General features: G+C 64.9%; 26 protein-coding genes. 18 read left to right on the forward strand and 8 right to left on the reverse strand.

Annotated features, from left to right (window positions below):
- Positions 1-6: 6 nt before the first annotated feature.
- Complete coding sequence (locus tag ACFYOW_RS20295; protein ID WP_387289949.1) at positions 7-441, reverse strand: hypothetical protein; 435 nt, start codon at positions 439-441, stop codon at positions 7-9.
- 99 nt (positions 442-540) lie between these two features.
- On the reverse strand, positions 541-1344 hold the full coding sequence (locus ACFYOW_RS20300) for a helix-turn-helix transcriptional regulator (RefSeq protein WP_387289951.1): 804 nt from the start codon (positions 1342-1344) through the stop codon (positions 541-543).
- 753 nt (positions 1345-2097) lie between these two features.
- On the opposite strand from ACFYOW_RS20300, the gene ACFYOW_RS20305 reads away from it, so the two are divergent.
- From ACFYOW_RS20305 to ACFYOW_RS20330, 6 genes are all read left to right on the forward strand, one after another.
- Positions 2098-5877, forward strand: coding sequence for a nitrate reductase subunit alpha (locus ACFYOW_RS20305; RefSeq protein WP_387289952.1), 3780 nt, complete (start codon positions 2098-2100; stop codon positions 5875-5877).
- A 1-nt stretch (position 5878) separates the two neighbouring features.
- On the forward strand, positions 5879-7618 hold the full coding sequence (narH, locus tag ACFYOW_RS20310) for a nitrate reductase subunit beta (protein ID WP_387289954.1): 1740 nt from the start codon (positions 5879-5881) through the stop codon (positions 7616-7618).
- Positions 7619-7643: 25 nt separating this feature from the next.
- The gene (gene narJ / locus ACFYOW_RS20315; protein ID WP_387290101.1) at positions 7644-8324 is read left to right on the forward strand and encodes a nitrate reductase molybdenum cofactor assembly chaperone; all 681 of its coding nucleotides are present in this window, start codon (positions 7644-7646) and stop codon (positions 8322-8324) included.
- Positions 8321-9061, forward strand: coding sequence for a respiratory nitrate reductase subunit gamma (gene narI, locus ACFYOW_RS20320; protein ID WP_387289956.1), 741 nt, complete (start codon positions 8321-8323; stop codon positions 9059-9061). The genes narJ and narI overlap by 4 nt, the downstream gene beginning before the upstream one ends.
- Before the next feature lie 205 nt (positions 9062-9266).
- The gene (locus tag ACFYOW_RS20325) at positions 9267-10253 is read left to right on the forward strand and encodes an alpha/beta hydrolase (RefSeq protein ID WP_387290103.1); all 987 of its coding nucleotides are present in this window, start codon (positions 9267-9269) and stop codon (positions 10251-10253) included.
- Positions 10254-10288: 35 nt separating this feature from the next.
- Complete coding sequence (locus ACFYOW_RS20330; RefSeq protein WP_387289958.1) at positions 10289-10627, forward strand: TfoX/Sxy family protein; 339 nt, start codon at positions 10289-10291, stop codon at positions 10625-10627.
- 4 nt (positions 10628-10631) lie between these two features.
- On the opposite strand, the gene ACFYOW_RS20335 is transcribed toward ACFYOW_RS20330, so the two are convergent.
- Positions 10632-12332, reverse strand: coding sequence for a metallophosphoesterase (locus ACFYOW_RS20335; RefSeq protein WP_387289960.1), 1701 nt, complete (start codon positions 12330-12332; stop codon positions 10632-10634).
- A 187-nt stretch (positions 12333-12519) separates the two neighbouring features.
- On the opposite strand from ACFYOW_RS20335, the gene ACFYOW_RS20340 reads away from it, so the two are divergent.
- Positions 12520-12966, forward strand: a complete 447-nt coding sequence (locus ACFYOW_RS20340) for a cupin domain-containing protein (RefSeq protein WP_387289961.1) — start codon at positions 12520-12522, stop codon at positions 12964-12966.
- Here ACFYOW_RS20340 and ACFYOW_RS20345 read toward each other — a convergent pair whose 3' ends face one another.
- Positions 12967-13590 (reverse strand): TetR/AcrR family transcriptional regulator, encoded by a 624-nt coding sequence (locus tag ACFYOW_RS20345; RefSeq protein WP_387289963.1) that lies wholly within the window; start codon positions 13588-13590, stop codon positions 12967-12969. It abuts the gene before it with no gap.
- An 89-nt stretch (positions 13591-13679) separates the two neighbouring features.
- On the opposite strand from ACFYOW_RS20345, the gene ACFYOW_RS20350 reads away from it, so the two are divergent.
- The 5 genes from ACFYOW_RS20350 (at position 13680) to ACFYOW_RS20370 (ending at position 17313) form a co-directional block, all read left to right on the forward strand.
- A complete protein-coding gene (locus ACFYOW_RS20350; RefSeq protein WP_387289965.1) occupies positions 13680-14705 on the forward strand; it encodes a hypothetical protein in 1026 nt (341 codons plus the stop codon).
- 65 nt (positions 14706-14770) lie between these two features.
- Positions 14771-15346, forward strand: coding sequence for a TetR/AcrR family transcriptional regulator (locus tag ACFYOW_RS20355; RefSeq protein WP_387289966.1), 576 nt, complete (start codon positions 14771-14773; stop codon positions 15344-15346).
- 86 nt (positions 15347-15432) lie between these two features.
- Positions 15433-16224: an SDR family NAD(P)-dependent oxidoreductase gene (locus ACFYOW_RS20360; protein WP_387289968.1), complete on the forward strand. Its 792-nt coding sequence runs from the start codon at positions 15433-15435 to the stop codon at positions 16222-16224.
- 86 nt (positions 16225-16310) lie between these two features.
- On the forward strand, positions 16311-16754 hold the full coding sequence (locus ACFYOW_RS20365; protein ID WP_387289970.1) for a pyridoxamine 5'-phosphate oxidase family protein: 444 nt from the start codon (positions 16311-16313) through the stop codon (positions 16752-16754).
- 106 nt (positions 16755-16860) lie between these two features.
- Complete coding sequence (locus ACFYOW_RS20370; RefSeq protein ID WP_387289972.1) at positions 16861-17313, forward strand: VOC family protein; 453 nt, start codon at positions 16861-16863, stop codon at positions 17311-17313.
- Between the two features lie 47 nt (positions 17314-17360).
- Here the strand turns inward: ACFYOW_RS20370 and ACFYOW_RS20375 are convergent, their stop codons facing one another.
- Positions 17361-17981 (reverse strand): AMP-binding protein, encoded by a 621-nt coding sequence (locus ACFYOW_RS20375; RefSeq protein ID WP_387289974.1) that lies wholly within the window; start codon positions 17979-17981, stop codon positions 17361-17363.
- A 108-nt stretch (positions 17982-18089) separates the two neighbouring features.
- The gene (locus ACFYOW_RS20380; RefSeq protein ID WP_387289975.1) at positions 18090-19001 is read right to left on the reverse strand and encodes an NAD-dependent epimerase/dehydratase family protein; all 912 of its coding nucleotides are present in this window, start codon (positions 18999-19001) and stop codon (positions 18090-18092) included.
- Positions 19002-19130: 129 nt separating this feature from the next.
- Here ACFYOW_RS20380 and ACFYOW_RS20385 point away from each other — a divergent pair, with 129 nt between their 5' ends.
- Positions 19131-20090, forward strand: a complete 960-nt coding sequence (locus ACFYOW_RS20385) for a GlxA family transcriptional regulator (RefSeq protein ID WP_387289978.1) — start codon at positions 19131-19133, stop codon at positions 20088-20090.
- 272 nt (positions 20091-20362) lie between these two features.
- A complete protein-coding gene (locus ACFYOW_RS20390; RefSeq protein WP_357478830.1) occupies positions 20363-20707 on the forward strand; it encodes a hypothetical protein in 345 nt (114 codons plus the stop codon).
- A gap of 169 nt (positions 20708-20876) precedes the next feature.
- Here ACFYOW_RS20390 and ACFYOW_RS20395 read toward each other — a convergent pair whose 3' ends face one another.
- Positions 20877-21086: a DUF397 domain-containing protein gene (locus tag ACFYOW_RS20395; protein ID WP_387289980.1), complete on the reverse strand. Its 210-nt coding sequence runs from the start codon at positions 21084-21086 to the stop codon at positions 20877-20879.
- Positions 21073-21969, reverse strand: a complete 897-nt coding sequence (locus ACFYOW_RS20400) for a helix-turn-helix domain-containing protein (protein ID WP_387289982.1) — start codon at positions 21967-21969, stop codon at positions 21073-21075. Before ACFYOW_RS20400 ends, ACFYOW_RS20395 begins: the two co-directional genes overlap by 14 nt.
- A 267-nt stretch (positions 21970-22236) precedes the next feature.
- Here ACFYOW_RS20400 and ACFYOW_RS20405 point away from each other — a divergent pair, with 267 nt between their 5' ends.
- Genes ACFYOW_RS20405 through ACFYOW_RS20420 form a run of 4 tightly spaced genes read left to right on the forward strand, consistent with a single transcriptional unit; the run spans position 22237 to position 24027 of the window.
- Entirely contained in the window at positions 22237-22434 is a 198-nt protein-coding gene (locus tag ACFYOW_RS20405) for a hypothetical protein (RefSeq protein WP_387289984.1), read from the forward strand.
- Positions 22434-22757: a hypothetical protein gene (locus tag ACFYOW_RS20410; protein ID WP_387289986.1), complete on the forward strand. Its 324-nt coding sequence runs from the start codon at positions 22434-22436 to the stop codon at positions 22755-22757. The genes ACFYOW_RS20405 and ACFYOW_RS20410 overlap by 1 nt, the downstream gene beginning before the upstream one ends.
- Positions 22750-23628, forward strand: coding sequence for a DUF3558 family protein (locus ACFYOW_RS20415; RefSeq protein ID WP_387289987.1), 879 nt, complete (start codon positions 22750-22752; stop codon positions 23626-23628). Before ACFYOW_RS20410 ends, ACFYOW_RS20415 begins: the two co-directional genes overlap by 8 nt.
- Before the next feature lie 21 nt (positions 23629-23649).
- Positions 23650-24027 carry a hypothetical protein gene (locus ACFYOW_RS20420; RefSeq protein ID WP_387289989.1) on the forward strand — a complete coding sequence of 126 codons (378 nt, stop codon included), beginning with the start codon at positions 23650-23652 and terminating at the stop codon, positions 24025-24027.
- Positions 24028-24076: the final 49 nt, after the last annotated feature.

Consider the following 24076-nt stretch of genomic DNA (forward strand, 5'->3'; position numbering starts at 1 on the left):
GGAGCATCAGGCGCCGGAGATGCCGATCGACGGGCGGACCGCGCCCAAGCGGCCGGGCTCAACGGTTGCGAAGATGCGCCGCGCGTGTACCGCCGCCGGATTGATGGACCAGGGGGCCAGGGCGGTGGTGAACATGAGTTCACACCAGGACAGCGCGGGCACATCACCCGCGGCCAAGGTTGCGATAAGCGACATTTCGCTGTCCTGGCCCGACCAAGCGGCGAGTAACCAGGCGGCGTCGAGGCGGCCGAGAAATTCCTCGGCGTCCTCGGGTGCGCCGTGCGGAGTGTCAACGGCCAAATGGACCACAGCGGCGATAGCGTGGCGCATTTTGGCATCCAATCCGACGGCGTCGTGCAGCAGCAGCGCTTCCAGTGCGGAACGCAACTCGACGCCGGGATCGACGGCCGTTTGGGCGGTGCCACGAGCATTGCGGATCATGAAATGCCTCCCGTTTTCGATTTTCCGATGACCGGATCAAATACGTTAGGTGTGGCGCTGTCCCGATAATTGTGACATCCGTAGCATCCCAGGAGGTATCTACACCGGCCGGTGGCTGGCACATAGGCTCCGGATGCCGAGGAAGAATTGGATTCTACCCGGATGGTTGCCCGAATCCACCCGGAACAGTTGGGCATCTAGTCGATAACACGCCCCGGAGCCGAGATCGCGCACATGCATGGGCCGATCCCGGCCGTAGGTCGTACCGCCCGCCGCCCACATTCTTCGAAATTCCGGATACGCGCCGAGTTCGTCGAGGAATTCGGTGGACCAGGCGGTATCGCCGGACTGACCGATCAGTCCGCGCAGCCAGTCGACGGTGAGCGCGGCCTCGCGCTCCCATTCGACCATGACCTGTTTGGACAGCTCGTTGCCGAAGAACCAACGCAGCACATTCACGTCGTCGACCAGACCGGGAAATGCGGCGGCGTAGGAATCATTACAAGACAGGACATTCCACCGGGTATCGACATAGCCCGCCGCATTCGGCTCGTGCAGGCGCAGTCCGTCGCGCATATCCGTGCCGATCTCATCGCGTAGTTCGAGCACCGAGGGAAATCTGTCCACACCCAGTCCGGCCAGATCGAAAAACAGTCGGCGTTCGGCATCGGTGAGCGGCGCGATCCGATCCAGATATCCGAACAGCGCATTCACCACCGTTCTGGTGGGATGTTCCCGATCGCCGCCCTCGAGGTGGGTGATATAGCTGGCGCTCACACCCGCGGCGAATGCCAGCTTTTCGCGCGAAATACGTCGATCGTCGCGCAGTCTGCGCAACTCACCCCCGAATGTGGGCGGGCGCACTGGAGCCCCGTCACCGCCATCGGTCGACCTGCTTGGCACAGCAATCCACTCCTATGAAGCTGTAGGTGTATCGACAAAGTCGGGTAGTTCTGCACAAGGCGAGCCGATCCGATATTAAACGAAGGGTTTGCTCTAATTTCCGACCAACGCCCGCGTGTCGGGGCCGCCACGCGGACATCTGGTCCGCGTTCGAATGTGCTGAAGCAGCAGTAATATTCGTGCCGAGCGGCCGGTAGAACACTTCGCCGCTGCGACCGCCTTCCCGATGCGGTGGCTCCGGGTCGCCGGACGCTTCGCCGCGTTCACCCCCCGTAACGAGTTCGGGGCGGGTCGAAACGACAACGCATCGAATACCCAGCGCACCCGGCACCGCGGCCGGATCCGCCAGCACCTCAACTGTCAGCAAACCGACAGCGAATGGATCGACGACACGCAGAACGGCTCCGCACGGGACCGTTCGACCACCGCGCGTGGGTGCGGAATCGACCTTCCGGCCCCTCGCCGGATGTGTTAACAAATGTAAACCGCCTGAGAACCGGCGGTTTCCAAAGCATCACCGGCTAGCCCCCGAAACACCATCCGCGAGCCGTATTTCGGCCGGTCAGAGCGGATCCTCCCTGGTCACATCGATGTCTTCGGCATTTCGCGGCAATCGCGCGGTGACCGTCACGTTGCGTCGACCTCACACCTCACGATCGCGGCGTGCGGGCTGTGAGAGATTCGTTTGGACGTGCGTCGCGGCCTCCTTACAGTCGGTGCAACAGCCCGGTTTCACAGCTCGAAGGGGGCGTCGTGGTTAATTCGCGCACTCAGGCTTCCGCGTCCTCCGATTCGGCCGATCGGCAATCTACCGACGCAAGTGACGTACTGCTGCGTCTCGGCAAATATTTCCACCGGGGCGAGGTCTCGGCGGATCAGCGCAGCCTGCATCAGGTGGGCGGGCGCAGTGCCGACGAGTTCTATCGCGATCGCTGGTCGCACGACAAGGTGGTGCGCTCCACGCACGGGGTCAACTGCACCGGGTCCTGCTCCTGGAAGATCTACGTCAAGGACGGCGTGATCACCTGGGAATCGCAGCAGACGGACTACCCGTCGGTCGGCGCGGACAAGCCCGAATACGAACCGCGCGGCTGCCCGCGCGGCGCGTCCTTCTCCTGGTACACCTACTCCCCCGCGCGCGTGCGCTATCCGTATGTGCGCGGCGTGCTGCTGGAGCTGTATCGCGAGGCGAAGGAGCGACTCAAGGATCCGGTGCTGGCCTGGGAATCCATTGTGGAGGATCCAGAAAAGGCCAAGCGCTACAAGTCTTCTCGCGGCAAGGGCGGATTCGTCCGCGCGGAATGGTGGGAGGCCGCCGAAATCGCCGCCGCCGCGCACGTGCACACGATCAAGAAGTACGGGCCCGACCGGGTGGCCGGGTTTTCCCCCATTCCGGCCATGTCGATGGTCAGCCATGCCGTGGGCGCACGGTTCATTTCGATGCTCGGCGGCTCGATGCTGTCGTTCTACGACTGGTACGCCGACCTGCCGGTGGCCTCCCCGCAGGTGTTCGGCGATCAGACCGATGTACCGGAATCGGCCGACTGGTTCGATGCGGGTTATCTCATCATGTGGGGTTCGAATGTCCCGGTGACCCGGACCCCGGACGCGCACTACATGACCGAGGCGCGCTACCGCGGTCAGAAGGTCGTCGTGGTCTCACCCGACTATGCGGACAACACCAAGTTCGCCGATGAATGGGTGCCCGCGCGACCGGGAACCGATGCGGCCCTTGCCATGTCGATGGGCCATGTAATCCTCAAGGAATTCTTCGTCGAGCGCAGCACGCCGCGGTTCCTCGACTACGTCAAGCGCTACACCGACCTGCCGTTCCTGGTGTGCCTCGACGATCCGGAGGGCTGGGACGCCAATGGCAACTACCACCACGACGGTGCGCTGCCCGGCAAATTCCTCACCGCCGCCGATCTCGGCCACACCGACGAGACCGCCGAGCACAAGATGGTGCTGCTCGATGCCGAGGGCAATCCGGTGGTGCCCAACGGTTCGCTCGGACATCGCTTCACCGCGGGTGATGCGGGCAAGTGGAATCTGGATCTCGAGGGCGTCGATCCGCTGCTGACCCTGCACGACCGCGCCGACCAGCACCCGGTCGCGGTGCAGCTGCCGCGCTTCGATACCGATACCGCGGGCGTGCTGGTGCGCGGCGTGCCGACGATCACCGTCGCGGGCAAGCGGGTCACCACGGTGTTCGACCTGCTGCTCGCGCAGTATGGCGTGGGCCGTGACGGGCTGCCCGGCATGTGGCCGACCGGCTACGATGATGCCGCGGAGCCCTACACCCCGGCCTGGCAGGAAGCCATTACCGGCGTACCCGCCGCACAGGCGCAGCGTATCGCCCGCGAATTCGCCGATAACGCCGATAAATCCGGCGGCCGCTCGATGATCCTCATGGGTGCGGGCACCAACCACTGGTTCCACTCCGACCAGATCTACCGTTCCTTCTTCACGCTGACTCTGCTCACCGGATGTCAGGGCGTGAACGGCGGCGGCTGGGCGCATTACGTCGGCCAGGAGAAGTGCCGCCCGGTAACCGGTTGGTCCACCCTGGCTTTCGGCCTGGACTGGCAGCGACCGCCGCGTCAGATGCAGGGCACGGTGTTCTGGTACCTCAGCAATGACCAGTGGCGCTACGACCCGTTCACCGCCCAGTCCTTCGCTTCCCCGCTGGGCACCGGGAAATTCGCGGGCCGCACCGCCGCGGACAATATCGCGCTGGCCAGTCGTCTCGGCTGGATGCCGAGTTACCCGACGTTCGACCGCAATCCGCTGGATCTGGTGGACGAAGCCGAGGCCGCGGGCAAGACCGCGCCCGAACACGTAGTGGACGGGCTGAAATCCGGTGACCTGCGCTTCGCCTGCGAAGATCCCGATGCGCCGGAGAACTTTCCGCGCTGCCTGACCGTGTGGCGGGCGAATCTGCTCGGCTCCTCCGGCAAGGGCAACGAGTACTTCCACAAGCACCTGCTCGGCGCGGACTCCAATCTGCAGACCACCGACGCCGCGGGTGTGCGGCCGCAGGAGTTGGTCTGGCGTGAGGAGGCACCGAGCGGGAAGCTGGATCTGCTCCTCTCGCTGGACTTCCGGATGACCAGCACCACGCTGTTCTCCGATATCGTGCTGCCCGCCGCCACCTGGTACGAGAAGCACGATCTGTCCTCCACCGATATGCACCCGTTCGTGCACGCCTTCTCCCCCGCCATCTCCCCGCCGTGGGAGGCCAAGACGGACTTCGAGGCATTCCACCGGATCGCGCGTGGATTCTCCTGGATGGCCGAGAAGCATCTGGGCAAGCGCAAAGATATCGTCGCGGTACCGCTGCAGCACGATTCGCCGGATGCGCTGGCGCAGGCCGGTGGGCGCGTACTGGACTGGAAAACCGGTGAGTGCGAACCGATTCCGGGTAAGACCATGCCGAAGCTGGTCGTGGTCGAGCGGGACTACCCGAAACTCGCGGAGAAGATGGCCGCGCTCGGACCGCTGATCGATACGCTCGGCGTCACCACCAAGGGCGTCACCACGCATCCGTACGAAGAGGTGGCCTACCTCGCCGGGGTGAACGGCACCGTGGTTTCCGGTGTGGCCCAGGGACGTCCGTCGCTGGCCAAGGACACCCACGCGGCCGAGGCGATCCTCGCGCTGTCCGGCACCACCAACGGCAGGCTCGCGGTCGAGGGCTTCCGTGCACTGGAGCGGCGTACCGGCACCGAGCTGGCCGATCTCGCCGCCGAGCACGAGGGCAAGCGAATCACCTTCGCGGACACCCAATCCCGACCGGTGCCGGTGATCACTTCGCCGGAGTGGTCGGGCAGCGAGACCGGCGGACGGCGGTATTCGCCGTTCACCATCAATACCGAACGACTCAAGCCATGGCACACCCTGACCGGGCGCCAGCACTTCTACCTCGATCACGACTGGATGGCCGAACTCGGCGAGCAACTGCCGGTATTCCGGCCGCCGCTCGATATGAGCGCGCTGTTCAGCGAGCCAGGGGTGGGGTCCGTCGGTGACAACGGCGTCACCGTTCGGTACCTGACCCCGCATTCCAAGTGGTCCATCCACTCGGCGTACCAGGACAACCTGCACATGCTGACGCTCTCGCGCGGCGGGCAGTCGATCTGGATGTCGGATCGGGACGCCGCGAAAATCGGTGTGTCGGACAATGATTGGATCGAGGCGGTGAACCGCAACGGTGTGGTTGTCGCGCGAGCCATCGTCAGCCACCGGATGCCGGAGGGCACGGTGTTCATGTACCACGCCCAGGACCGGGCGGTGGATGTGCCGCGCATCGAGGGCGCGCCGGGCGGATTCGATTGGAGCGCGCCGGATAAGCAGCCTGGCAAGGGTAAGCGCGGCGGCATTCACAACGCGCTGACCCGCATCATGATCAAGCCATCGCATCTCATCGGCGGTTATGCGCAGCAGTCCTTCGCGCTGAATTACCACGGCCCCACCGGAAATCAGCGCGACGAGGTCACCACAATTCGCCGTCGCTCGCAGGAAGTGGAGTACTGACATGCGTGTCATGGCACAGATGGCCATGGTGATGAACCTGGACAAGTGCATCGGTTGTCACACCTGCAGCGTCACCTGCAAGCAGGCGTGGACCAACCGCGGCGGCACCGAGTACATGTGGTTCAACAATGTGGAAACCCGTCCCGGACAGGGCTATCCACGGCAGTACCAGGACCAGGAGAAGTGGAAGGGCGGCTGGACGCTCAACAAGCGCGGCAAGCTGACCCTCAAATCAGGTTCGCGACTGAAGCGGCTGCTCAATATCTTCGCCAATCCGGATCTGCCCACGGTCTCCGACTACTACGAGCCGTGGAGCTACGACTACGACAACCTGCTGTCCGCGCCCGCGATGGACACCAGTCCGGTCGCGCGGCCGAAATCGCTGATCACCGGCCAGGATACGAAGATCACCTGGGGCGCCAACTGGGACGACGACCTGGGCTCCGGACCGGAGCAGGTGGGCAAGGACCCGCTGCTGGCCAAGCTGTCGGATCAGGTGAAGCTGGAGTTCGAACAGACCTTCATGTTCTACCTGCCGCGGATCTGCGAGCACTGCCTCAATCCGTCGTGTGTGGCCTCATGCCCGTCGGGTGCGATCTACAAGCGGTCCGAGGACGGCATTGTGCTCGTCGACCAGGACAAATGTCGTGGCTGGCGACAGTGCGTCAGCGGTTGCCCGTACAAGAAGATCTACTTCAACCACAAGACGGGCAAGGCGGAGAAGTGCACGTTCTGCTACCCGCGCGTGGAAGTCGGTATTCCGACGGTCTGTTCGGAGACCTGCGTCGGGCGGCTGCGCTACATCGGCGTCATGCTGTACGACGCGGATGCCGTGGAGGCGGCGGCCTCGGTCACCGAAACCAAGGATCTGTACCCCTCACAGCTGGGAGTGTTCCTCAATCCGCATGATCCGCGGGTGGTCGCGGAGGCCGAGCGGGCCGGGATCTCGCCGGAGTGGATCGAGGCCGCGCAGAATTCGCCGGTCTACAAATTGATCGTCGATTACCAGATCGCGCTGCCGCTGCATCCGGAATACCGCACCATGCCGATGGTTTGGTACGTGCCGCCGCTGTCGCCGGTGGTGGATGTGCTCTCCGAGACCGGACACGATGCCGAGGACGCGTCGAATCTGTTCGGCGCTATCGACGCACTGCGCATTCCGGTCGAGTACCTGGCCGAGCTTTTCACCGCCGGTGAGATCGGGCCCGTGCGGGCGTCACTGCAGCGGCTGGCGGCCATGCGGTCGTTCATGCGGTCGGTGAATCTCGGTATGGAGCCGGATCCGTCGATCGCACCGTCGGTGCGGTTGGAGCCGGAGGAGATCGAGGCGATGTACCGGCTGCTGGCGATCGCGAAGTACGAGCACCGGTACGTGATTCCGCACGGCGCGACTACGCAGGCGCATGAACTGGATTCGCTGGCGACCGGATGCAGTCTGGATACCGACGGCGGACCGGGTATGACGGCATTCGACACGATGGTGGAGAAGTTCCATCTGACCGATACCAATGGCGCCGCGCCGGAGGAGAAGTCGAATCGGATCAATTTGCTGAACTGGGATGGGCGCAATACCGACGGGCTGCTGCCGACCGCGCGCAATGGCAATGGGGCCAATGGGCGCGGTGCGAACGGGTCCAACGGTTCGACGGAAAACGGTGCGGCCACGAATGGTTCGACACCGGCCACGAATGGCTCGACCAACGGTTCCGTCACGCCGACGCCGACCGGAGCGACCAAATGAATCCGCTGACACCCGGAGACGCATGATGGCACTGCTGAAGGTGCGCCGCAGGCCCGAGCCCGTCGCTCAGCTGTCCGAGCGCGATTGCCGCCTGGTGTGGCGGATCGCCGCGCTGCTGCTCGACTATCCGAGCGAGCAGATGTTGGCGACTGTCGACCAGATCGACGATGCCGCAACGCAATTGCCGGACATGGTGGGCGCGCCGCTGCTGGAATTCATCCACCATCTGCGCGCCACCCCGCCGATCACGCTGGCACAGCAGTACGTCGAAACCTTCGATATGCGCCGCCGTTCCAGCATGCACCTCACGTTCTACGCCTACGGTGACACCCGCAAACGCGGTATGGCGCTGCTGCGGTTCAAGCACGCCTACCGGCACGCCGGTGTCGAACTCGGTGACGAGGAGTTGCCCGACCACCTGCCGGTGCTGCTGGAATTCGCCGCGACCGTCGACCCGATCGGCGGTGAGCGTCTGCTGGGCGAGCACGTTCCGGTGATCGAACTCCTGCGGCTTTCGCTGGTAGACAACGGATCCCCGTACGCCGGAGTGCTGGCGGCCGTCGTTGCCACCCTGCCGCCGCTTACCACTGCGGACCGGCGTCGCATCGCCGAACTCGCCGCCCAGGGACCGCCCGAGGAAGAGGTCGGTCTCGACCCCTTCGCCATGGACCCATCCCTGTTCGACGGATCGGAAGCCCGCCGATGACCACCGCCTTCTGGATGACGCTGCCCTACGTGGCCTTCACCTCGTTCGTGCTCGGCCACCTGTGGCGTTACCGCAATGACCAATTCGGTTGGACCACACGGTCTTCCCAGATCTACGAGAGCCGTCTGCTGCGGCTGGGCAGCCCGCTGTTCCACTTCGGCATGCTCGGCGTCATCGGTGGGCACGTGCTCGGCGTGCTGATCCCGGAATCCTGGACCGATGCCGTCGGCATCTCCGAGCACACCTACCACGTGGTCGCGGTCGCGGCGGGTTCGGTCGCCGGACTCGCGGTGATCCTCGGCGTCGGCATCCTGCTCTACCGCCGCATCACCGTCCCCGCCGTCCGCAAGGCCACCACGCGCAATGACCAGCTCATGTACGTGCTGCTGGCCGCCGCGCTGATCACCGGTCTGCTCAATACCTGGGGCAGCAATCTGCTGTGGGGCACCTACAACTATCGCGAGACCGTATCCCCGTGGTTCCGTAGCCTTTTCACGGTCCATCCCGACCCCGAACTCATGGTCGGCACTCCGTGGACCTTCCAGTTGCACGGTCTCGTCGTGCTGACGCTCATCGCCATCTGGCCCTACACCCGGCTGGTCCACATGTTCAGTGCGCCTGTCGGCTACCTGACCCGGCCGTACATCGTGTACCGCGCAAAGGAATCCAACGCCGCGGACAAGCGTCGCTACGCGCGTGCCTGGGATGCCCCCGTCACGCCCGAAACCTGGCGCTGACCCCCGAGTTCGGGTCCTCTCACCCGATGCCCCGCAGCCCCGTCCTCCCTGATCAGGAGCGCGGGGCTGTGTGCTTTCCTGGCAAACACGCTTGTCGAATCCCGAAGACACCCCCACGGCCGTGATAAACATTCGACCCATGTACCGGCTCGTGGCTACACCTCGCTGGCGCTCGGTTCCGGCACGCCCGATGGGCGCTGTGCCGATGGTTCGCTCGCTGCGCTCCCTCACGCGCTGCCTGGTTTTCCTGTTGGCGGTCTACGCCGCAACCATTCCCGTAACCGCCGGAGCCGATCCCGGCTCCGAGATTCTCGATGTCCGGCCGCTCGGCGGGCGGCAGTTCGAGGTCGTGGTCCATTCGGCGGCGATGAATCGGCCCATCACACTGTGGATGTCGCATCCTGGTACGGGTGCGCCCGCGCTCTATCTGCTCAATGCGATCGACGGCGGCGAGGACGGCGGACCGTGGACGCGCCGCACGGATGTCGCGGATTTCTTCGCGGATAAGAACGTCAATGTGATCGTGCCGATGAGTGGGCGCGCGAGTTACTACACCGATTGGCTCGACGACGATCCGGTCCTGGGCCGCAACAAGTGGACGACGTTCCTGACCAAGGAGCTGCCGCCGCTGCTGGGTTCGCGTTTCGGTATGACCGGGCGCAATGCCGTTGCGGGCCTGTCGATGTCGGCGACTTCGGCACTGAATCTGGCCATCGGCGCACCCGGCCTGTATCAGGCTGTAGGTGCCTACAGCGGCTGCCCGCGCACCAGTGACCCCGCCGCCATCGCCTATCTGCACTCCCAGCTCGCGGTCTTCGGCGCGAATGCGGGCAACATGTGGGGCGCCCCGGACAATCCGGCCTGGGCCGAACACGATCCGATGCTGCACGTCGACCGGCTGCGCGGCTTGGCGCTCTACGTCTCGTCGGGCAATGGCGCACCGGGAGTGCACGAAACCCTCGGCGATGTCGGCATCGATGGCAATCCGGTACGGCTGCTCGACCGCATGCTGGTCGGCGGTGTCATGGAGACCGTCATCGATGGCTGCACCGGCCCCTTCGTGGACCGGCTGGCCTCGGCGGGCATACCCGCCACCGTGAATCTCCGTCCGGCGGGCACGCACGCCTGGTCGTACTGGCAGGACGACGTCCACCAGTCCTGGCCGCTGTTCGCCGCCGCGCTGGGCGCATAGCCGACACTTGTCGGTGCCCTGGTCGACAATGCGGTATGGCCTATGACAAAGTGCTCGCCGATCGGATCCGGGAGCTGATCGACCCGACACCCGAGGTGAGCGAAAAGAAGATGTTCGGCGGTCTCGCCTTCCTGATCAACGGCAATATGGCGGTAGCGGCGAGCCGTACGGGCGGTCTACTCGTCCGCGTCGACCCGCGGGAGAGCACCACCCTGCTCGCCCGCGAATACGTCGGCACAATGGTGATGGGCGGTCGCGAAATGAACAACTGGCTGCGGGTCGACGGCGCGGCCGTCGCCGATGACGAAGCGCTCGACGAATGGGTCGACCGCGGCGTCAGCTATGCGCGTTCGCTGCCGCCGAAGGAGAAATAGCGGTTCAGTGGACCAGGCGGCGGAAGGTGAGTTTGTCGAATTCCCGACCGTATTCGTCCACCGCGACCACATCCATTTCGCTGGCGAAAATGCCGGGGCGGACATCGACGCGCAGGAACGAGTAGTTGCGGAACCGCACTCGCGACCAGGAAGCCGCTTCGTCCTGTTTGCCGCCGGACGCGGTCCACACATAGCTGTTCGGGACCGTCGTGTCCGGTAATTCGTGGCCGCGGAACGTTTCCTGCGAACCGGGCTGGAAGTCGTAGCGCGGTCGGCCACCACCGCCGACGGTGTAGTAGACTGTGCCGTCCGTATCCGGGTAGACGATCGAATTGTCCGCGGCGATCCTGGTCGCGGCGCCGGCGCGGATCGGGTCCGTGCGTTCGTAGACGTGATTGTGGCCCTGCAGCACCAGATCCACCTGATACCGGTCGAACAATCCGGCCCACGCATCGCGCACGCCGCCGTCGCTGGCATGGGCGTCGGTGGTCGAGTACGCGCAATGATGGAAGAAGCAGACCAGGAAGTCGATATTCGGGTCCGCGCGGTAGGCGGCGAGAGTGCGCTCCACCCAACTCGTCTGCGCCCCACCGGAATACCCGGTATTCGCCTTGATCTCATAGCTGACGTCATTGGCGTCGAGCGAGAGGACCGCGACATTGCCGTAGGTGAACGAGTATGCCGACGGGCAGCCCGCGGGGCCGTTGCCGGGGAAGTCCAGCCGCGCCAGATGTCCGCCGTAGCCGTGCTGGCCGTAGGTCGCTTCCATATCGTGGTTGCCGGTGGCGAACATCCACGGTGTCTCGGCGGCACTGCGTTCGATGGCCCCGAAGTAGACATCCCAGACATAGGGGTTGTACTTGTCGAAACCGGATTCGAGCTTCGCGCCGTTGGCGACGAATTCGTTCGGCTTGCCCCCGCCGGACGGGTCGGCATAGGCGATATCACCGGCGAGAATGTGGAAATCCGGTTTGGCGGCGGCGATTTGGCGCAGCACATTGCTCGCGTGCGGCGCGTTCGGATCGTTATCGGCCTTGTAGTACTTGTCGTCGTAGTCGCCGGACACGGTGCCCTGCGGCAGCGCCGGCGTCTCGTCGGTGCCCTGATCGCCCATCATGGTGAACCGGAACGGCAGGATCGCGCTACGCGCACTCGGCATCGCGGGTGCCGCGGCACGGATATCGCCAGTGAAGCCGTCGGCGGTGCGCCAGCGATAGAAGTGCGGCACGCGTCCGGGTAGGCCGTCGACGGGGGCGTGCACGTAGAACTGTTCGGCCGCGAGGACACCGCCGTCCGCGGAGGGCACCTGGGTCAGCAGATTGCGCACCTCGGCCTCGATGGTGCCGCCGAGGGCGGGCGTCGGGCCGTGGTCCAGGAAGACCTTGGTACCGGCGGGCGGCCGGGAGAGCTGACCGGCGAACCGGAGCTGACTCGTCGCATCCGCTCCGTATCCGACACGTCGACCGCCGACCGCGAGCTGCGCGTCCTCGGCGTAGGCGCGCCTGCCGAACGGGGAGGCGCCGACGGCAGCGACCGCGGCGGCCGCCGCGGTACCGCGCAACACATTGCGGCGGGAAACCGCGTGCCGGCGTAGGTAGTTCCGATGCCACTCATGCTGCTCGTCCATGGTCATATGGGCGGCGTTGGCAGCGGGAATTCCGGTATCCGGAAGATCGCCAGCGGGGTTCATCGGATTCGACGGCACGGCACCGATGCTCTACGGCCCCAGCGCATCACGCAACTCGACACCGCTTCCCACGCACGAACAATTCGTGAACTCTCGGGCTCTCACGAAACGTTAGCTACGCAATTCACCCAAAAGGAACGAATGGCCCAGAGACAGTGGTGATCTCACTCTTTTTCGACGGCGTTTTCGGGACTAGGCTGCGGCGATGACGTCATTTACGCGTGCGGCGGCCGTGGCGGTCGTCCTGGGCGGTTCCGTATTCGGCGCCGCGACCGCACATGCGACGCCCGGTACCGATATCACCGCGGTCACCCTCGCCCAGGCGCAGATCCCCGCGGGCCTGCTGCCGTTCGTCGCGGGCACCGACCTCGTCGTCCGCGAAATCACCATTGCGCCAGGCGGTTCCACCGGCTGGCACTATCACTACGGTCCGGTCTTCGGCTTCGTCCGCTCGGGCACCCTCACCCATCCGGGCCCCGACTGCGTGGCCCCGGTCTTCCACACCGGCGATTTCATCTACGAACCCGAGGGCGCCTGGAACGTGCACATCGGCCGCAATCTCGGCCCCGACCCGCTCGTCCTCGACGTCGTCTACGCGCCGCCCACCGGTAAGCCGCTCTTCGAAGACGCCGACGCCCCCGGCTGCGCGTAGTCAGTTCGGTGACCGCTGCCGCACCAGCGGCAGGTACACCTCGTCGACGATTTCGATGAGCACATCATCGGGTGCGGTGGGGACCCCGCGCAGCACGAATTCGTTGCGCAACAAGACGATTGCCACCGTGGCGACCCGTGGATGCAGGGCCTCGGGCGCGGCCTCGCCGCGGGCGACCGCGCGGCCGAGAATGGTCAGCCAGGTCGCGGCACCGGAGTCCGTGGAGTGCTCGGGCAGCTGCGCGAGCAGTTCCGCCGCACCACCGGCCGCCGCCAATAAGTCGCGCATGACCGCGCCGAGGGGTGAACTCCAGTGGCGGTTGGCGCGGCGCAGCATCTCGAGTACGTCCTCGCGCAGGTTCCCGGTATCGGGGGGCTGAACGGCGGTGGTCAGCTGCCGGTAGGCGGCGATGCCGAGTGCGAGGCGATTCGGCCACCGGCGGTAGATGGCGTTCTTGTTGGTGCCCGCGCGGATCGCGACTCTGTCCATGGTCAGTCCGGCGTAACCGGATTCGGTCAGCTCGTCTGCGGCTGCGCGCAGGATCGCCTCCTCGAGCGCTGGACCACGCCGCCGCGTTTGCCCGAGTTGTTCCACGCCTGCCACCTCCCTCGAACCGAAACTCATCGTACCTTTCGACAAGAGCATGACGGCAGAACACTGAGGAGTTAAGGTACGAGCAGTACCTTAACTCCGTTCGATCGAAGGAATGCACCATGCGCGCAAAGGGCATCAGTTACAGCACCGGCTTCCTCGGCAAAGGCGGGCTTTCCCGGCAGCCGTTCGACGCGACGGAGGTCGAGCGGGAACTCCGCATCATCCGAGATGACCTGCACTGCAACGCAATACGCGTGATGGGTGGCGATCCGGATCGGATCGAGCTCGCCGCGACCTGCGCCGCCGAACTCGGCCTCGAGGTCTGGTTCTCGCCCTATCCGCTGGAGCTCGAACCCGAGGAAGTGCTCGCGCTGTTCACCGACTGCGCCGAGCGCGCGGAACGACTGCGCCAGCATGGGGCCGAGGTTGTCTTCGTGACCGGTGCGGAGTTGAGTCTGATGAACCACGGATTCCTACCCGGCCGCGATATCGACGAGCGGCTCGAGCTACTGCTGCGACCGGATCGGCCACGCGAGCAGATCGGCGAGGTCAGCGCGCGGGTCAATGAATTCCTCGGCAAAGCGGTCGCGGTGGTCCGGGAACACTTCGGCGGCAAGATCACCTATGCCGCGGTGCCGCTCGAACGCGTCGACTGGGAGCCCTTCGACATTGCCTCGGTGGATCTGTATCGGTCCGCCGAGATCGCCGACCGGTTCGCCGATGGCGTCGGAACCCTTGTCGCCCAAGGCAAACCGCTCGCGATCACGGAGTTCGGCGCGGCCACCTTCCACGGCGCGGGCGATCGCGGCGCACTCGGACTGGAGATCGTCGAACACGATCCGGATACCGGCGCGCCACTGCGCGTGAACGGCGACTACCGCCGCGACGAGGCGGGCCAGGCCGCTTACATCCGCGAGCTACTGGAGATCTTCGACGCCGAGGGCGTGGACAGCACCTTCGTATTCACCCTCGCCCTGCACGACCACCCGCACCGTCCCGATGCCGACCCACGCTCCGACCTGGACCTGGCCAGCTACGGCATTGTCAAGGTCTTCGAAGACCGCTGCGGCGCTACCTATCCGGACCTGCCGTGGGAGCCGAAGGCCGCATTCCACACCCTCGCCGACTACTACCGAGGGCACTGAACCGGATGGCCGGCACCCCTCGCTGGATATTTGACTTGTGATTACAGATTCTCTACCGTCGACCCGTGGCACGTACGAAGAGCTTCGATCCCGACGATGCGGTCGCCAAGGCGATGGAGGTGTTCTGGCGCAAGGGGTACGCCCGGACCACGCCACAGAATCTTCTCGACGCGATCGGTGTCGGCCGAGGCAGCCTGTACAACGCGTTCACGGGCAAACGGGACCTGTTCGAGCGGGCGCTGCGCCGATATCAGGCGCACGAAACGGCGCGGTTGATCAATCTGCTCGACGGTCCGGGCTCACCGCGGGATCGGGTCCGCGCCGCGCTGACCATGGTGCTCGACGCGGCCAGCGACGACACAGAACGCCGCGGCTGCCTGGCCACGAATACCGCAGTCGAGCTGGGCGGCGACGACACGGTCGAGCTGCTCGTGCGGCGCATTTTCGATCGGCAGCACGATGCCTTCCGGAGCGCTATCGAGGAGGGGCAGCGCGCCGGGGAGTTCACCAAGGATCTGGATTCCCAGACCGCAGCCAACTTCCTACTGGTGACCATCAACGGAATGCGGGTGCTCGCCAAGGCCGACCCTCGCCCGGCCCGGCTCGCGGGACTGGTCGAAACAGCAATGCGGGCACTGTAATTCATCGGGTTCGGTAAAGCAGGTCATCAGCAGAGGGCAGGCATGCTGCTCTTGATTTGTAACTTCAGTTCAAGAAAGAGGGTCTCATGGATCTGCAACTCACAGGCAAGACCGCCATCGTCACCGGGGCGAGCAAAGGCATCGGCCTGGAAATCGTCCGGGCACTCACGGCCGAAGGCGTGCGGGTCGTCGCCGCCGCGCGCACAATCACCCCCGAACTCCGCGAGCTCAACGGCCCTTCCACCGCCGTGACCGTCGACCTGGCCAGCCCAGAAGGGGCCACTGCGTTGATCGAACGCGCCACCGAGATCCTTGGCGAGATCGATATCCTCATCAACAATGTCGGCGGCGTCGTCCCCGGCAGCGCCGACGCCGCCGGCTTCCTCGACATAGGCGACGATGCCTGGCAGCGCACCTACGAACTCAACCTGTTCGGCACCGTCCGGGTCACCCGCCACGCCCTGCCCAGCCTGCTCCGGCAACGCGGCGTGATCATCAACGTCTCCTCCATCGGCGCGCGCGCTGCCTACCACCCCGTCGACTACGGCACCGCGAAAGCCGCCTTGAACAATCTCACCAAAGCACTCGCCGAAGAGTTCGGCGCACAGGGCCTGCGCGCGCTTACCGTCTCCCCCGGCCCCACCCGCACCCGCAACTGGTCGGCCCCGGACGGCTACGCCGCCGACGTCGCCGCCCAAAACGGAATAACCCTCGATGAATTCCTCGCCCAAGCCCCCGCACGGATGGGCATCACCACTGGCCGACTCACCGAACCACACGAGACCGCGGCACTAGTGACCTTCCTGGCATCCGATGTGTCCGGAAATCTCACCGGCGCAGACTATTTGGCCGACGGCGGGGCGATCAAAACGGTCTGAGGCGGTGACCGTCGACGCCAGCGTCGATAGCACTACCCGCACCTCGTCCTCGACCGGATCACGACCGCCCTGAGGTAGACTCGAACATGAGTTCGAATCAAGGGGTTTGGATGCGGGCGTTACGTCGAGCCGAGATTGCCGGGTTGCTGGCCAGCGATATCGTCGCGCACCTGGCCACCATCGACGCGGCCGGATATCCGCATGTCACGCCGATGTGGTTTCTGTGGGATCAGCAGGCTTTTCGGCTGACAAGCTGGGCCGGACGGCCGCATTTGCGGCGGATTCTGGCGAATCCGCGAGTGGGGTTGGTAATCGATCGGGAAGTGGTGGGCTCGCGGGACGGCGGGCAGCGGCCGAATCGGCAGGTGCGGGTGATCGGGGACGCCGAGCTGACCATCGATGCGGATGGCGTGTGGACCCAGCGCATCTGGGAGAAGTACGGCAGTGGGCCGGTGCTGGGTGAGGTGGAGCGCGCGCGGGTGCTGATCACGATCACTCCCGACCGCTTCATCGCCGTCGCGAGCGTCTGACCTGCACGAAAATTTCTTCAATAAAATTCGCGAGATACGTCGAAGACGTCGGGGCAGCTCCGACCGAAGGGTGACAGCAGGTCATAACCAACCCAAGGAGCCCACCATGTCGGTCAACACTTTCCTCTGGTTCGACAACGACGCCGAGGAAGCCGCCGCCCGCTACACCGCGCTGATCCCCAACTCTCGCATCGTGGATGTCAATCGCCACCCCGACGGCTCGGCTTTCATCGTCTCGATCGAACTCGACGGTCACCCGTACACCCTGATGAACGGCGGTCCCGGACATCCGTTCACGGATGCCGCATCGATCCAGGTGATCGTGGATACCCAGGCCGAGGTCGATCGCCTGTGGGACGCCCTGATCGATGGCGGTGCGCCCGGGCCGTGCGGCTGGCTCACCGACCGCTACGGCCTGTCCTGGCAGGTCGTCCCCGCGACCCTGCTCGCCCTCATGGACGGTGCGAACCCCACCAAGACCGGCGCCGCCGCCGCGGCGCTGCAGTCCATGTCCAAGCTCGATATCAAGGTTCTGCAGGACGCGTACGACAACGCCTGAGACCGGGCACCCCGTCTGATAGCCGGGCACCCACACAGTGTGCCCGGCTACGACATCGGGTGCCCGGCGGAGGGCGGATGCGGGGTGCGGGGGTCGAGCTCGCGGTGGGTGACGAGGACACCCCTCGGGGTCCCCGTCGGATCCGAGGGGTAGAGCAGATACGCCGGGTGGCCGGGTCGTAGTGCCCGCGCCCGGTGGACATTGTCGATCGGGGTCGCGGGGCGACGGGCGGCTCGACCGGCCGCGGCCGAGTCATCGAACATCAGCCAGTCGATGCCGTGCCAGGGCAGATCCCGCCTGACGGCGGCGACCGTAATCCCCTGCCGTGCACCGGAATCCGCGATCACCGTCGCGATTCGGCGCGACGGTTCGGTCGGGTCGACCGGAACGAAACACGCGCCGGTCTTGGCGACCGCCCAGAGCGCCAGCCCGGATTCGAGCGGCCGCGACAGCGCTGCCACCACGAACTCGCCCGGTCCCGCACCGCCGGCCATCAATTCGCGCGCCCATCTGGACGATTCCTCGTCCAGCTCCTGATACGTCATCGTGCGCGCACCGTCACGCAGAGCGACCGCGTCCGCAACAGTGCCCGCTCGCAGGAGTTCGGGCAATAAGACCGTCGGACCGGTCTCGGCCGCTCGCGCGATGTTGTCGTCGGCTCCCGTCACAACGCCTCCCCGGGTATTTCGGAAAGCCTGCCGCGGCCAACCTACGGCACTACCGGACCGAGACCGCGGCATTTCACACCCTCGGGATGTCGCCGTCGTCAGGCCCCATCAGGATGCCGAAACCACCTCCGCGAAGACATCGTCGAGGTTGCTCGCGGTGAGTCCGAAGGTCTCCCGGGTGGTGGCGTCGTCGACGGTGAACTCGCGATGCGACATGTGGTAGGTCTCGAACAATTCGGCCCAGAACGGGTCGGTGTGGCCGAGCAGGGTCAGTTCGCGGTCCGTCATCACCTCGAGCCGCGGCTTCGGGGCATCCGCTGTTGCGGCGAAGCGCTCGGCGGCCGCACGCAGGGTGCTGGTGATGGTCGGGGCGAGCCAGGCACGCCCCCAAGCGTTTTCGCTGCGCGCGACCGCGACGAGTGCGGCGGCCGCGTCACCGATCGCGGTGTAGGAGTGCGGCAGATCCAGGTCCTGCGGGACCAGAGCGAGTTGGCCCGCAATCACTTTCGGCTGCACCAGCAGCGAGAACAGCGATACCGCACCGCGGCCGAGGAATTGGCCCGCCCTGACCTCGGTGACCCGTACCCGGCCCGCATCGTGCGCCGCCTTGGCATCGAGCCACATCCGCGCGCGCACCCGCCCCTTGGGTCCGGTGGCCGCCAGCGGTGTGTCGTCGGTGACCACACCGTCCACCGGGCCGTAGCCGTACAGATTGCCGAGCATCACGTAGTTCGCACCGGACTGCTCCGCGGCAGACAGTATGGCGCTGAACAGTGGCGGTACCGCCTCCGGCCAGGTGTGATAGGCGGGCATCGCGGTATTGAATACGGTGTCCGCGCCCTTGACGAGATCGGTGAGCGCGGTCGCGTCCACGGCATCGGTGGCGATCAGCTCGATATCGGGATGCTGCGGGCCGGTCCCGCTGCGGCTGATCATCCGCACCTGGTCGCCGGATTCGGCCAACCGGACCGCGGTTGCCGAGGCGGTGGCGCCCCGGCCGATGATGACATGCGAAGGCATGCGACTTCCCTTCTGATACAAGATGATTCGCGCAATCTAGGCAATCTGCCGATCGCGTGCCGTCAACATTGCCCGGTGCGGGAGCGCTAGACTAGTGGCCGGTTAGCCATCTATCCCAAGGATCCAGCCATGAAGACCGTGGCCGTTGTCGCTGTCGCGCCGGTGAAGCCCTTCGAACTCGCCATGCCCGGAACCATGCTCGGCTCGGTGACGGTCGACGGTGAGCCGTGTTACCGGATGGTGGTGTGCACCGCCGAACCCGGCATTGTTCCCGGTGCGCTGGGCGGTTTCGATGTCGTGGTACCGCGCGGACTGGATGCGCTCGACGAAGCGGATACCGTCATCGTGCCGAGCACCGGCAGTCGAGGGACCGCCGATGCGGCCACCATCGCGGCACTGCGGCGGGCCGTCGATCAAGGTAAGCGCGTCACTTCGATCTGCAGTGGCGCATTCGTATTGGCCCAGGCCGGGCTGCTATCCGGCCGCACCGCGACCACGCACTGGGGTCTGGCCGACGAACTCGCCGAGATGTTTCCCGATGTGACCGTGCGCAGCGACGCACTGTTCATCGAGGACGGACCGGTGACCACCGCCGCCGGTGCCGCCGCCGGAATCGACCTGTGCCTGCACCTGATTCGCACCGACTACGGTGCGACGGTCGCCAATGCCGCGGCCCGCGCCGCGGTCGTAACCCCGGTACGCCCCGGTGGCCAAGCCCAATTCGTCGACTCGCCACTGCCGCCGGAGAACGGCCGCACCCTCTCGGACACCCGCACCTGGGCCCTGGAACGACTCGACACTCCCCTATCCCTGGACGATCTGGCCACCCACGCCCGCACCAGCGTGCGCACCCTCACCCGCCGCTTCCACGAGGAAACCGGCCTCAGCCCGCAGAAATGGCTACTGCACCAACGCATTCAGCGCGCCCGCGAACTCCTCGAATCCACCACCCTGCCGATGGATCAAGTGGCCCGCCACAGCGGCATGGGCTCCGCAGAATCCCTGCGCCAACACATGATCCGCCACGTCGGCCTACCCCCGAGCGCCTACCGCGCCTCCTTCACCCGCACCCCGCGCCGATCCGCATGAGCGAACCCGAGGCGGCGGCTATACCTGAATGACAGTCAGCTCCGGCACGACAGAGCGAAACCCGGTGTCCTGACTCACTACCGGCGATCTGTGTGCGATCGCAGTTGCCCGGCAGATTGCCAGGCCCGGAATGCCGCTGAACAGCGCTGAAGCTCAGCCGAATCCGGCCGATGCGGCTCCGCCTTGATACACCAACCGCCGCCGAGTGCCGGTGTCATGGATGGTCGGTAAAGTGAGCTCGACCGCATCCAGGCTGTAGCAGGAGGCATTCGGTGAATGCGAAATCGTTTGTGAACGGCTTCAACTCGGTGACGCTGACCTTGACGAATGCACCCTTGGTTGGGGCGCTCATGCGCAAGAGCTTCGTCGAGATCAGTTACGTGGGCCGCCGTTCCGGCAAAACCTTCAGCACGCCCGTGAACTACCGCCGTTCCGGCGATTCGATCGTCATCGGGGTTGCACTCCCGGATCGAAAGAGTTGGTGGCGCAACTTCACCGATGAAGGCGGCCCGATCACGCTGCACCTCGACGGCGGCGACCGGCGTGGTCACGCGCTCGCACATCGTGACGAGCGCGGACGGGTCACGGTGCGTGTCCGCCTGGACGATTCGCACTGACCAACCCGAACCCTCTTGCCCCCGAACACAACTGGCGAAACTCATTTATCAACCGGGCCAGCGGAGGGGCAGGAATCTCACAATCGTGGCCAACCGGCCAAGCCCTGGCCAATCATTCCGAGATCTGGCCACGGCTTTCGAGACCCTGCATGGTCTCATCTCTCGAGGGTCAGTGGCGCTCGAACTCACCATCGTTCACGCCGGCGGTCAACGCATCCCATTCGGATGGCGTGAAAACGAGCACCGGGCCGCTGGGGTTCTTGCTGTCGCGCACTCCGATCATGTCACCGTCGAGGAACGCGACCTCCACGCACTGACCGCTGGTCTCGCTGTAGCTACTCTTCTTCCAGCGCGCCCCGGACAGGTCAACCACGGTCATACTCCCTTGCTACCTGCCGGACCAGGTCTCGCGTGTTCTTCTCATCCAGCGTGGTCTGCCGGATGGCATCAGCGAATTCATGGTACCGCTGTACAACATCTGGCTTCTCGATGTACATGTCGTTGCTCATCGCCCCGTCGAGGTAGACCACAGGCGGTTCAACCGGCTGCCCTTTGCGATCCAGACCGAAGTTGAGCAGCACAAATGGCGTAGCGGACAAGCCCCATACCGACCCAGCGGCATACGGATGCACGCGAAGGCTGACATTCGGCAGCTTGCCGATTTCTGCCAGTTGCCGCAACTGTGCTGCCATGACCCTTGCATCGCCGATTACGCGATGGAGTGCCGATTCATGAAGCAGGACTTCGAGCGCCAGCGGGTTTGCCTTGCGAGTCACGATGACTTGGCGGTTCAACCGAACCTGCACTCGCCGTTCGATGTCATCCGGGTTGCCATCGTGGAGGAACGCACTTATCAGCGCGCGGGCATAGTCCGCAGTTTGCAAAAGTCCGGGTACGAGCTCCTGATAGGAGGTGAGGCGCTGCGCGGCGCGTTCCATGCCGACGTACATGTTGAAAGCGTCACTGAACAAGCCGCCCAACGCTGTAACACCGTCTTCGTCTTTCGCCGCCGCTGCTCGCCCCGCGAGGCCGACAGCCTGCTTCGTCTCGTCCTCATCAACCTCGTACAGTTCGCACAAGGCCCGCACGTCCTGCCTTCGTGGGTTCACCGTTCGGCCGGTTTCAAGCCGCTGAAGCGCGTTGAAACTCAGCTGAACCTCTTTCGCCGCGTTGACCATCGACAGCCCCCGACCTTCGCGCGCCTCGCGAAGGAACCGACCCAACTGGCGACGCAGCAACGTCGGTGACTGATCCTCAGACATTGGGATGCTCCTCGAAGTGAATGCACCTGTGCTCGGATTTTCAATACTGTTGTATCGCAAATCCGCATGACGCCTTGGCGTTTCGGATGAACCGATTTGAATATTCAGATTCGGCTCTTGTACCCGTTTGCTCAGTGCTGCACTGAATATGCGCCCAGCTGGGACAACACCCATCTCGCCCTCGGCAGTCCGCTTCCGCCCGAGGACATCCAGGGTTGCCGGGGCCAGGCGCACAACTTCAGCCATCGAGTTCCGGGAGGTCGGCAGATGCCGAACCATGATCTTCCCCAACGAGATCCGTTCATCGGGCCGCCCGCTCGCTATGTCGGGGCGTCGTCCGACGTGGTCGAGTTGTTCGCGGATGCAGTTCGCGTGTGGGCAGCGCAGATCGCGCCCACCGAGTCGTCCCTGTGCCGGGGTGTCGATTCCCCCGGCATCGGGCGTGCCAGTGGCGAGGTGAAGTGATGCGGCGAGATATGTTGCGTACCACTCGAACTCGCGACGGCGACAAGATCGCGGTGTGGCAGCTGGTCCGTAGTTCGGCACGTGTGCTGCGGGTGCAGTTCCCCCGTGAGTCGTTCACCGCGCACCGGCTTCCGTCGCGCACACCGCTTCCGGATGCGCAGCCCGGAACCATCCTGTTCGACGTAAATCCGGATCTGGCCGATGCGCGCGAATTGCTGCCCGCGCACGACGACCTCTGGGACGTGCTGCGCAACGACTATTGGACCGCGCTGCTGTGCGCGGCAGACATCCCGAACCCGTTGGGGCACAACGCAGATGAATGAGATCGAGCCCCACAGAGACGAAATCGCCCCCGCTGTAAAGGCACTACTCACCGCCTTCCACGAAGACACGCGATGCAAGCTCGAACTGGCTCCCACCAATAGCGCCACGCTGTGCCAACTCGCGGACGGTTCACTACGTGTCGTAGGTGCGGACGGCTGGCTCATCGAGTATGACGACCTGGACGAAACCGACGTAATCGATATCAACCTGACCAGCGCCGTGCCGTATGCGTCTGCGCTTGTCGAACATTCCGGGTGCCATGAGCCCGACCTACACTGTGATGCGGCCCGTTGGATGCCAAATGGAGGGGTGCAGGTGCGACAGCGAGCAACAACGATCATCGCGGTTTTGGCGGGGGTGGTTCTCTTGATCGGGGGCTGCGGGTCGACCACCAAAGGCACACCCACCGCGAGCACGACTCCCACTACCGACATCACGGCCGCGACCGCGGCCCTGTGGGACCCCTGCCAGATCGCCCAGGATGTATGGCGCAGGATCGGCGTCGACCCATCCACGCTCACATCCGATATCGGCGGCACCCAAGAACCCGGATTCAAGCTGTGCGGCGGCCACGACACCAAGCCCGAGCGGACCTTCGATGTGACGATATGGTCGACCATCCACACGGTGGAGGACTACAAAAGGAAAGAGGGCAACACCGAATTCGTCCCAGTCAATGTCGCGGGGCGTGATGGTGTCCGGTATCGGCCAGCGGGTGACAAGCGCGGTGACCAGTGCGTACTCATGTTTCCAGCCAGGCAGGGCTCATTCTCGGTGACTGTGTTGAAGCAGGAAGCAAGCAGCCCCGTGGCACCGTGCGACCGCGCTACCGCGGTTGCCGAGATTGTGGTTCCGTTGTTGCCACAGTGACCGAGCGATAAGGGGGCCGCCGTGTCGATGGATGAGGAAATCACCCGCTGGCGCCATCTCGCGGATGAAGCACAGGCGGGTCGGCTGACCCTCGATCCATCGGTCGCAAACGACTGCTACGCAGCCTGCGAGAAACAGATCCGAATCTACGAAGATTGCCGATACCTACTTCACCAGATGAACCATGTCACGGGGCTGGGCAAATTCGAATGCGCGGACCAGCTGGCGAAAATGCTGGGCGAGAAAGCCATCGGCGGTGACGGGGATGTCGACTCCGCACTCGCCGAGCATATCGAGGTGGTGAAGCTGATTCGTGACACGATCAAAGTGTCGGTCCAACAGAGCAGTGAGCAGGAGCAGCAGAACGCCCAGAGCATCGCTGGTATTCAGATCCAGTGACATTCTCCGGAACCAGCCGACGAGTACCAGTCCCAGTGGAGGCGAACGC

The sequence above is a fragment of the Nocardia sp. NPDC006982 genome (assembly GCF_042869435.1).
In the GTDB taxonomy this organism is placed as follows: Bacteria; Actinomycetota; Actinomycetes; order Mycobacteriales; family Mycobacteriaceae; genus Nocardia.

Coding starts and splice junctions, on each gene's coding strand:
- ACFYOW_RS20295 (WP_387289949.1), bottom strand. CDS start 441: ATGATCCGCAATGCTCGTGGCACCGCCCAAACGGCCGTCGATCCCGGC.
- narH (WP_387289954.1), top strand. CDS start 5,879: ATGCGTGTCATGGCACAGATGGCCATGGTGATGAACCTGGACAAGTGC.
- narJ (WP_387290101.1), top strand. CDS start 7,644: ATGGCACTGCTGAAGGTGCGCCGCAGGCCCGAGCCCGTCGCTCAGCTG.
- narI (WP_387289956.1), top strand. CDS start 8,321: ATGACCACCGCCTTCTGGATGACGCTGCCCTACGTGGCCTTCACCTCG.
- ACFYOW_RS20325 (WP_387290103.1), top strand. CDS start 9,267: ATGGTTCGCTCGCTGCGCTCCCTCACGCGCTGCCTGGTTTTCCTGTTG.
- ACFYOW_RS20330 (WP_387289958.1), top strand. CDS start 10,289: ATGGCCTATGACAAAGTGCTCGCCGATCGGATCCGGGAGCTGATCGAC.
- ACFYOW_RS20340 (WP_387289961.1), top strand. CDS start 12,520: ATGACGTCATTTACGCGTGCGGCGGCCGTGGCGGTCGTCCTGGGCGGT.
- ACFYOW_RS20345 (WP_387289963.1), bottom strand. CDS start 13,590: ATGAGTTTCGGTTCGAGGGAGGTGGCAGGCGTGGAACAACTCGGGCAA.
- ACFYOW_RS20350 (WP_387289965.1), top strand. CDS start 13,680: ATGCGCGCAAAGGGCATCAGTTACAGCACCGGCTTCCTCGGCAAAGGC.
- ACFYOW_RS20360 (WP_387289968.1), top strand. CDS start 15,433: ATGGATCTGCAACTCACAGGCAAGACCGCCATCGTCACCGGGGCGAGC.
- ACFYOW_RS20365 (WP_387289970.1), top strand. CDS start 16,311: ATGAGTTCGAATCAAGGGGTTTGGATGCGGGCGTTACGTCGAGCCGAG.
- ACFYOW_RS20370 (WP_387289972.1), top strand. CDS start 16,861: ATGTCGGTCAACACTTTCCTCTGGTTCGACAACGACGCCGAGGAAGCC.
- ACFYOW_RS20380 (WP_387289975.1), bottom strand. CDS start 19,001: ATGCCTTCGCATGTCATCATCGGCCGGGGCGCCACCGCCTCGGCAACC.
- ACFYOW_RS20385 (WP_387289978.1), top strand. CDS start 19,131: ATGAAGACCGTGGCCGTTGTCGCTGTCGCGCCGGTGAAGCCCTTCGAA.
- ACFYOW_RS20395 (WP_387289980.1), bottom strand. CDS start 21,086: ATGACCGTGGTTGACCTGTCCGGGGCGCGCTGGAAGAAGAGTAGCTAC.
- ACFYOW_RS20400 (WP_387289982.1), bottom strand. CDS start 21,969: ATGTCTGAGGATCAGTCACCGACGTTGCTGCGTCGCCAGTTGGGTCGG.
- ACFYOW_RS20405 (WP_387289984.1), top strand. CDS start 22,237: ATGCCGAACCATGATCTTCCCCAACGAGATCCGTTCATCGGGCCGCCC.
- ACFYOW_RS20410 (WP_387289986.1), top strand. CDS start 22,434: ATGCGGCGAGATATGTTGCGTACCACTCGAACTCGCGACGGCGACAAG.
- ACFYOW_RS20415 (WP_387289987.1), top strand. CDS start 22,750: ATGAATGAGATCGAGCCCCACAGAGACGAAATCGCCCCCGCTGTAAAG.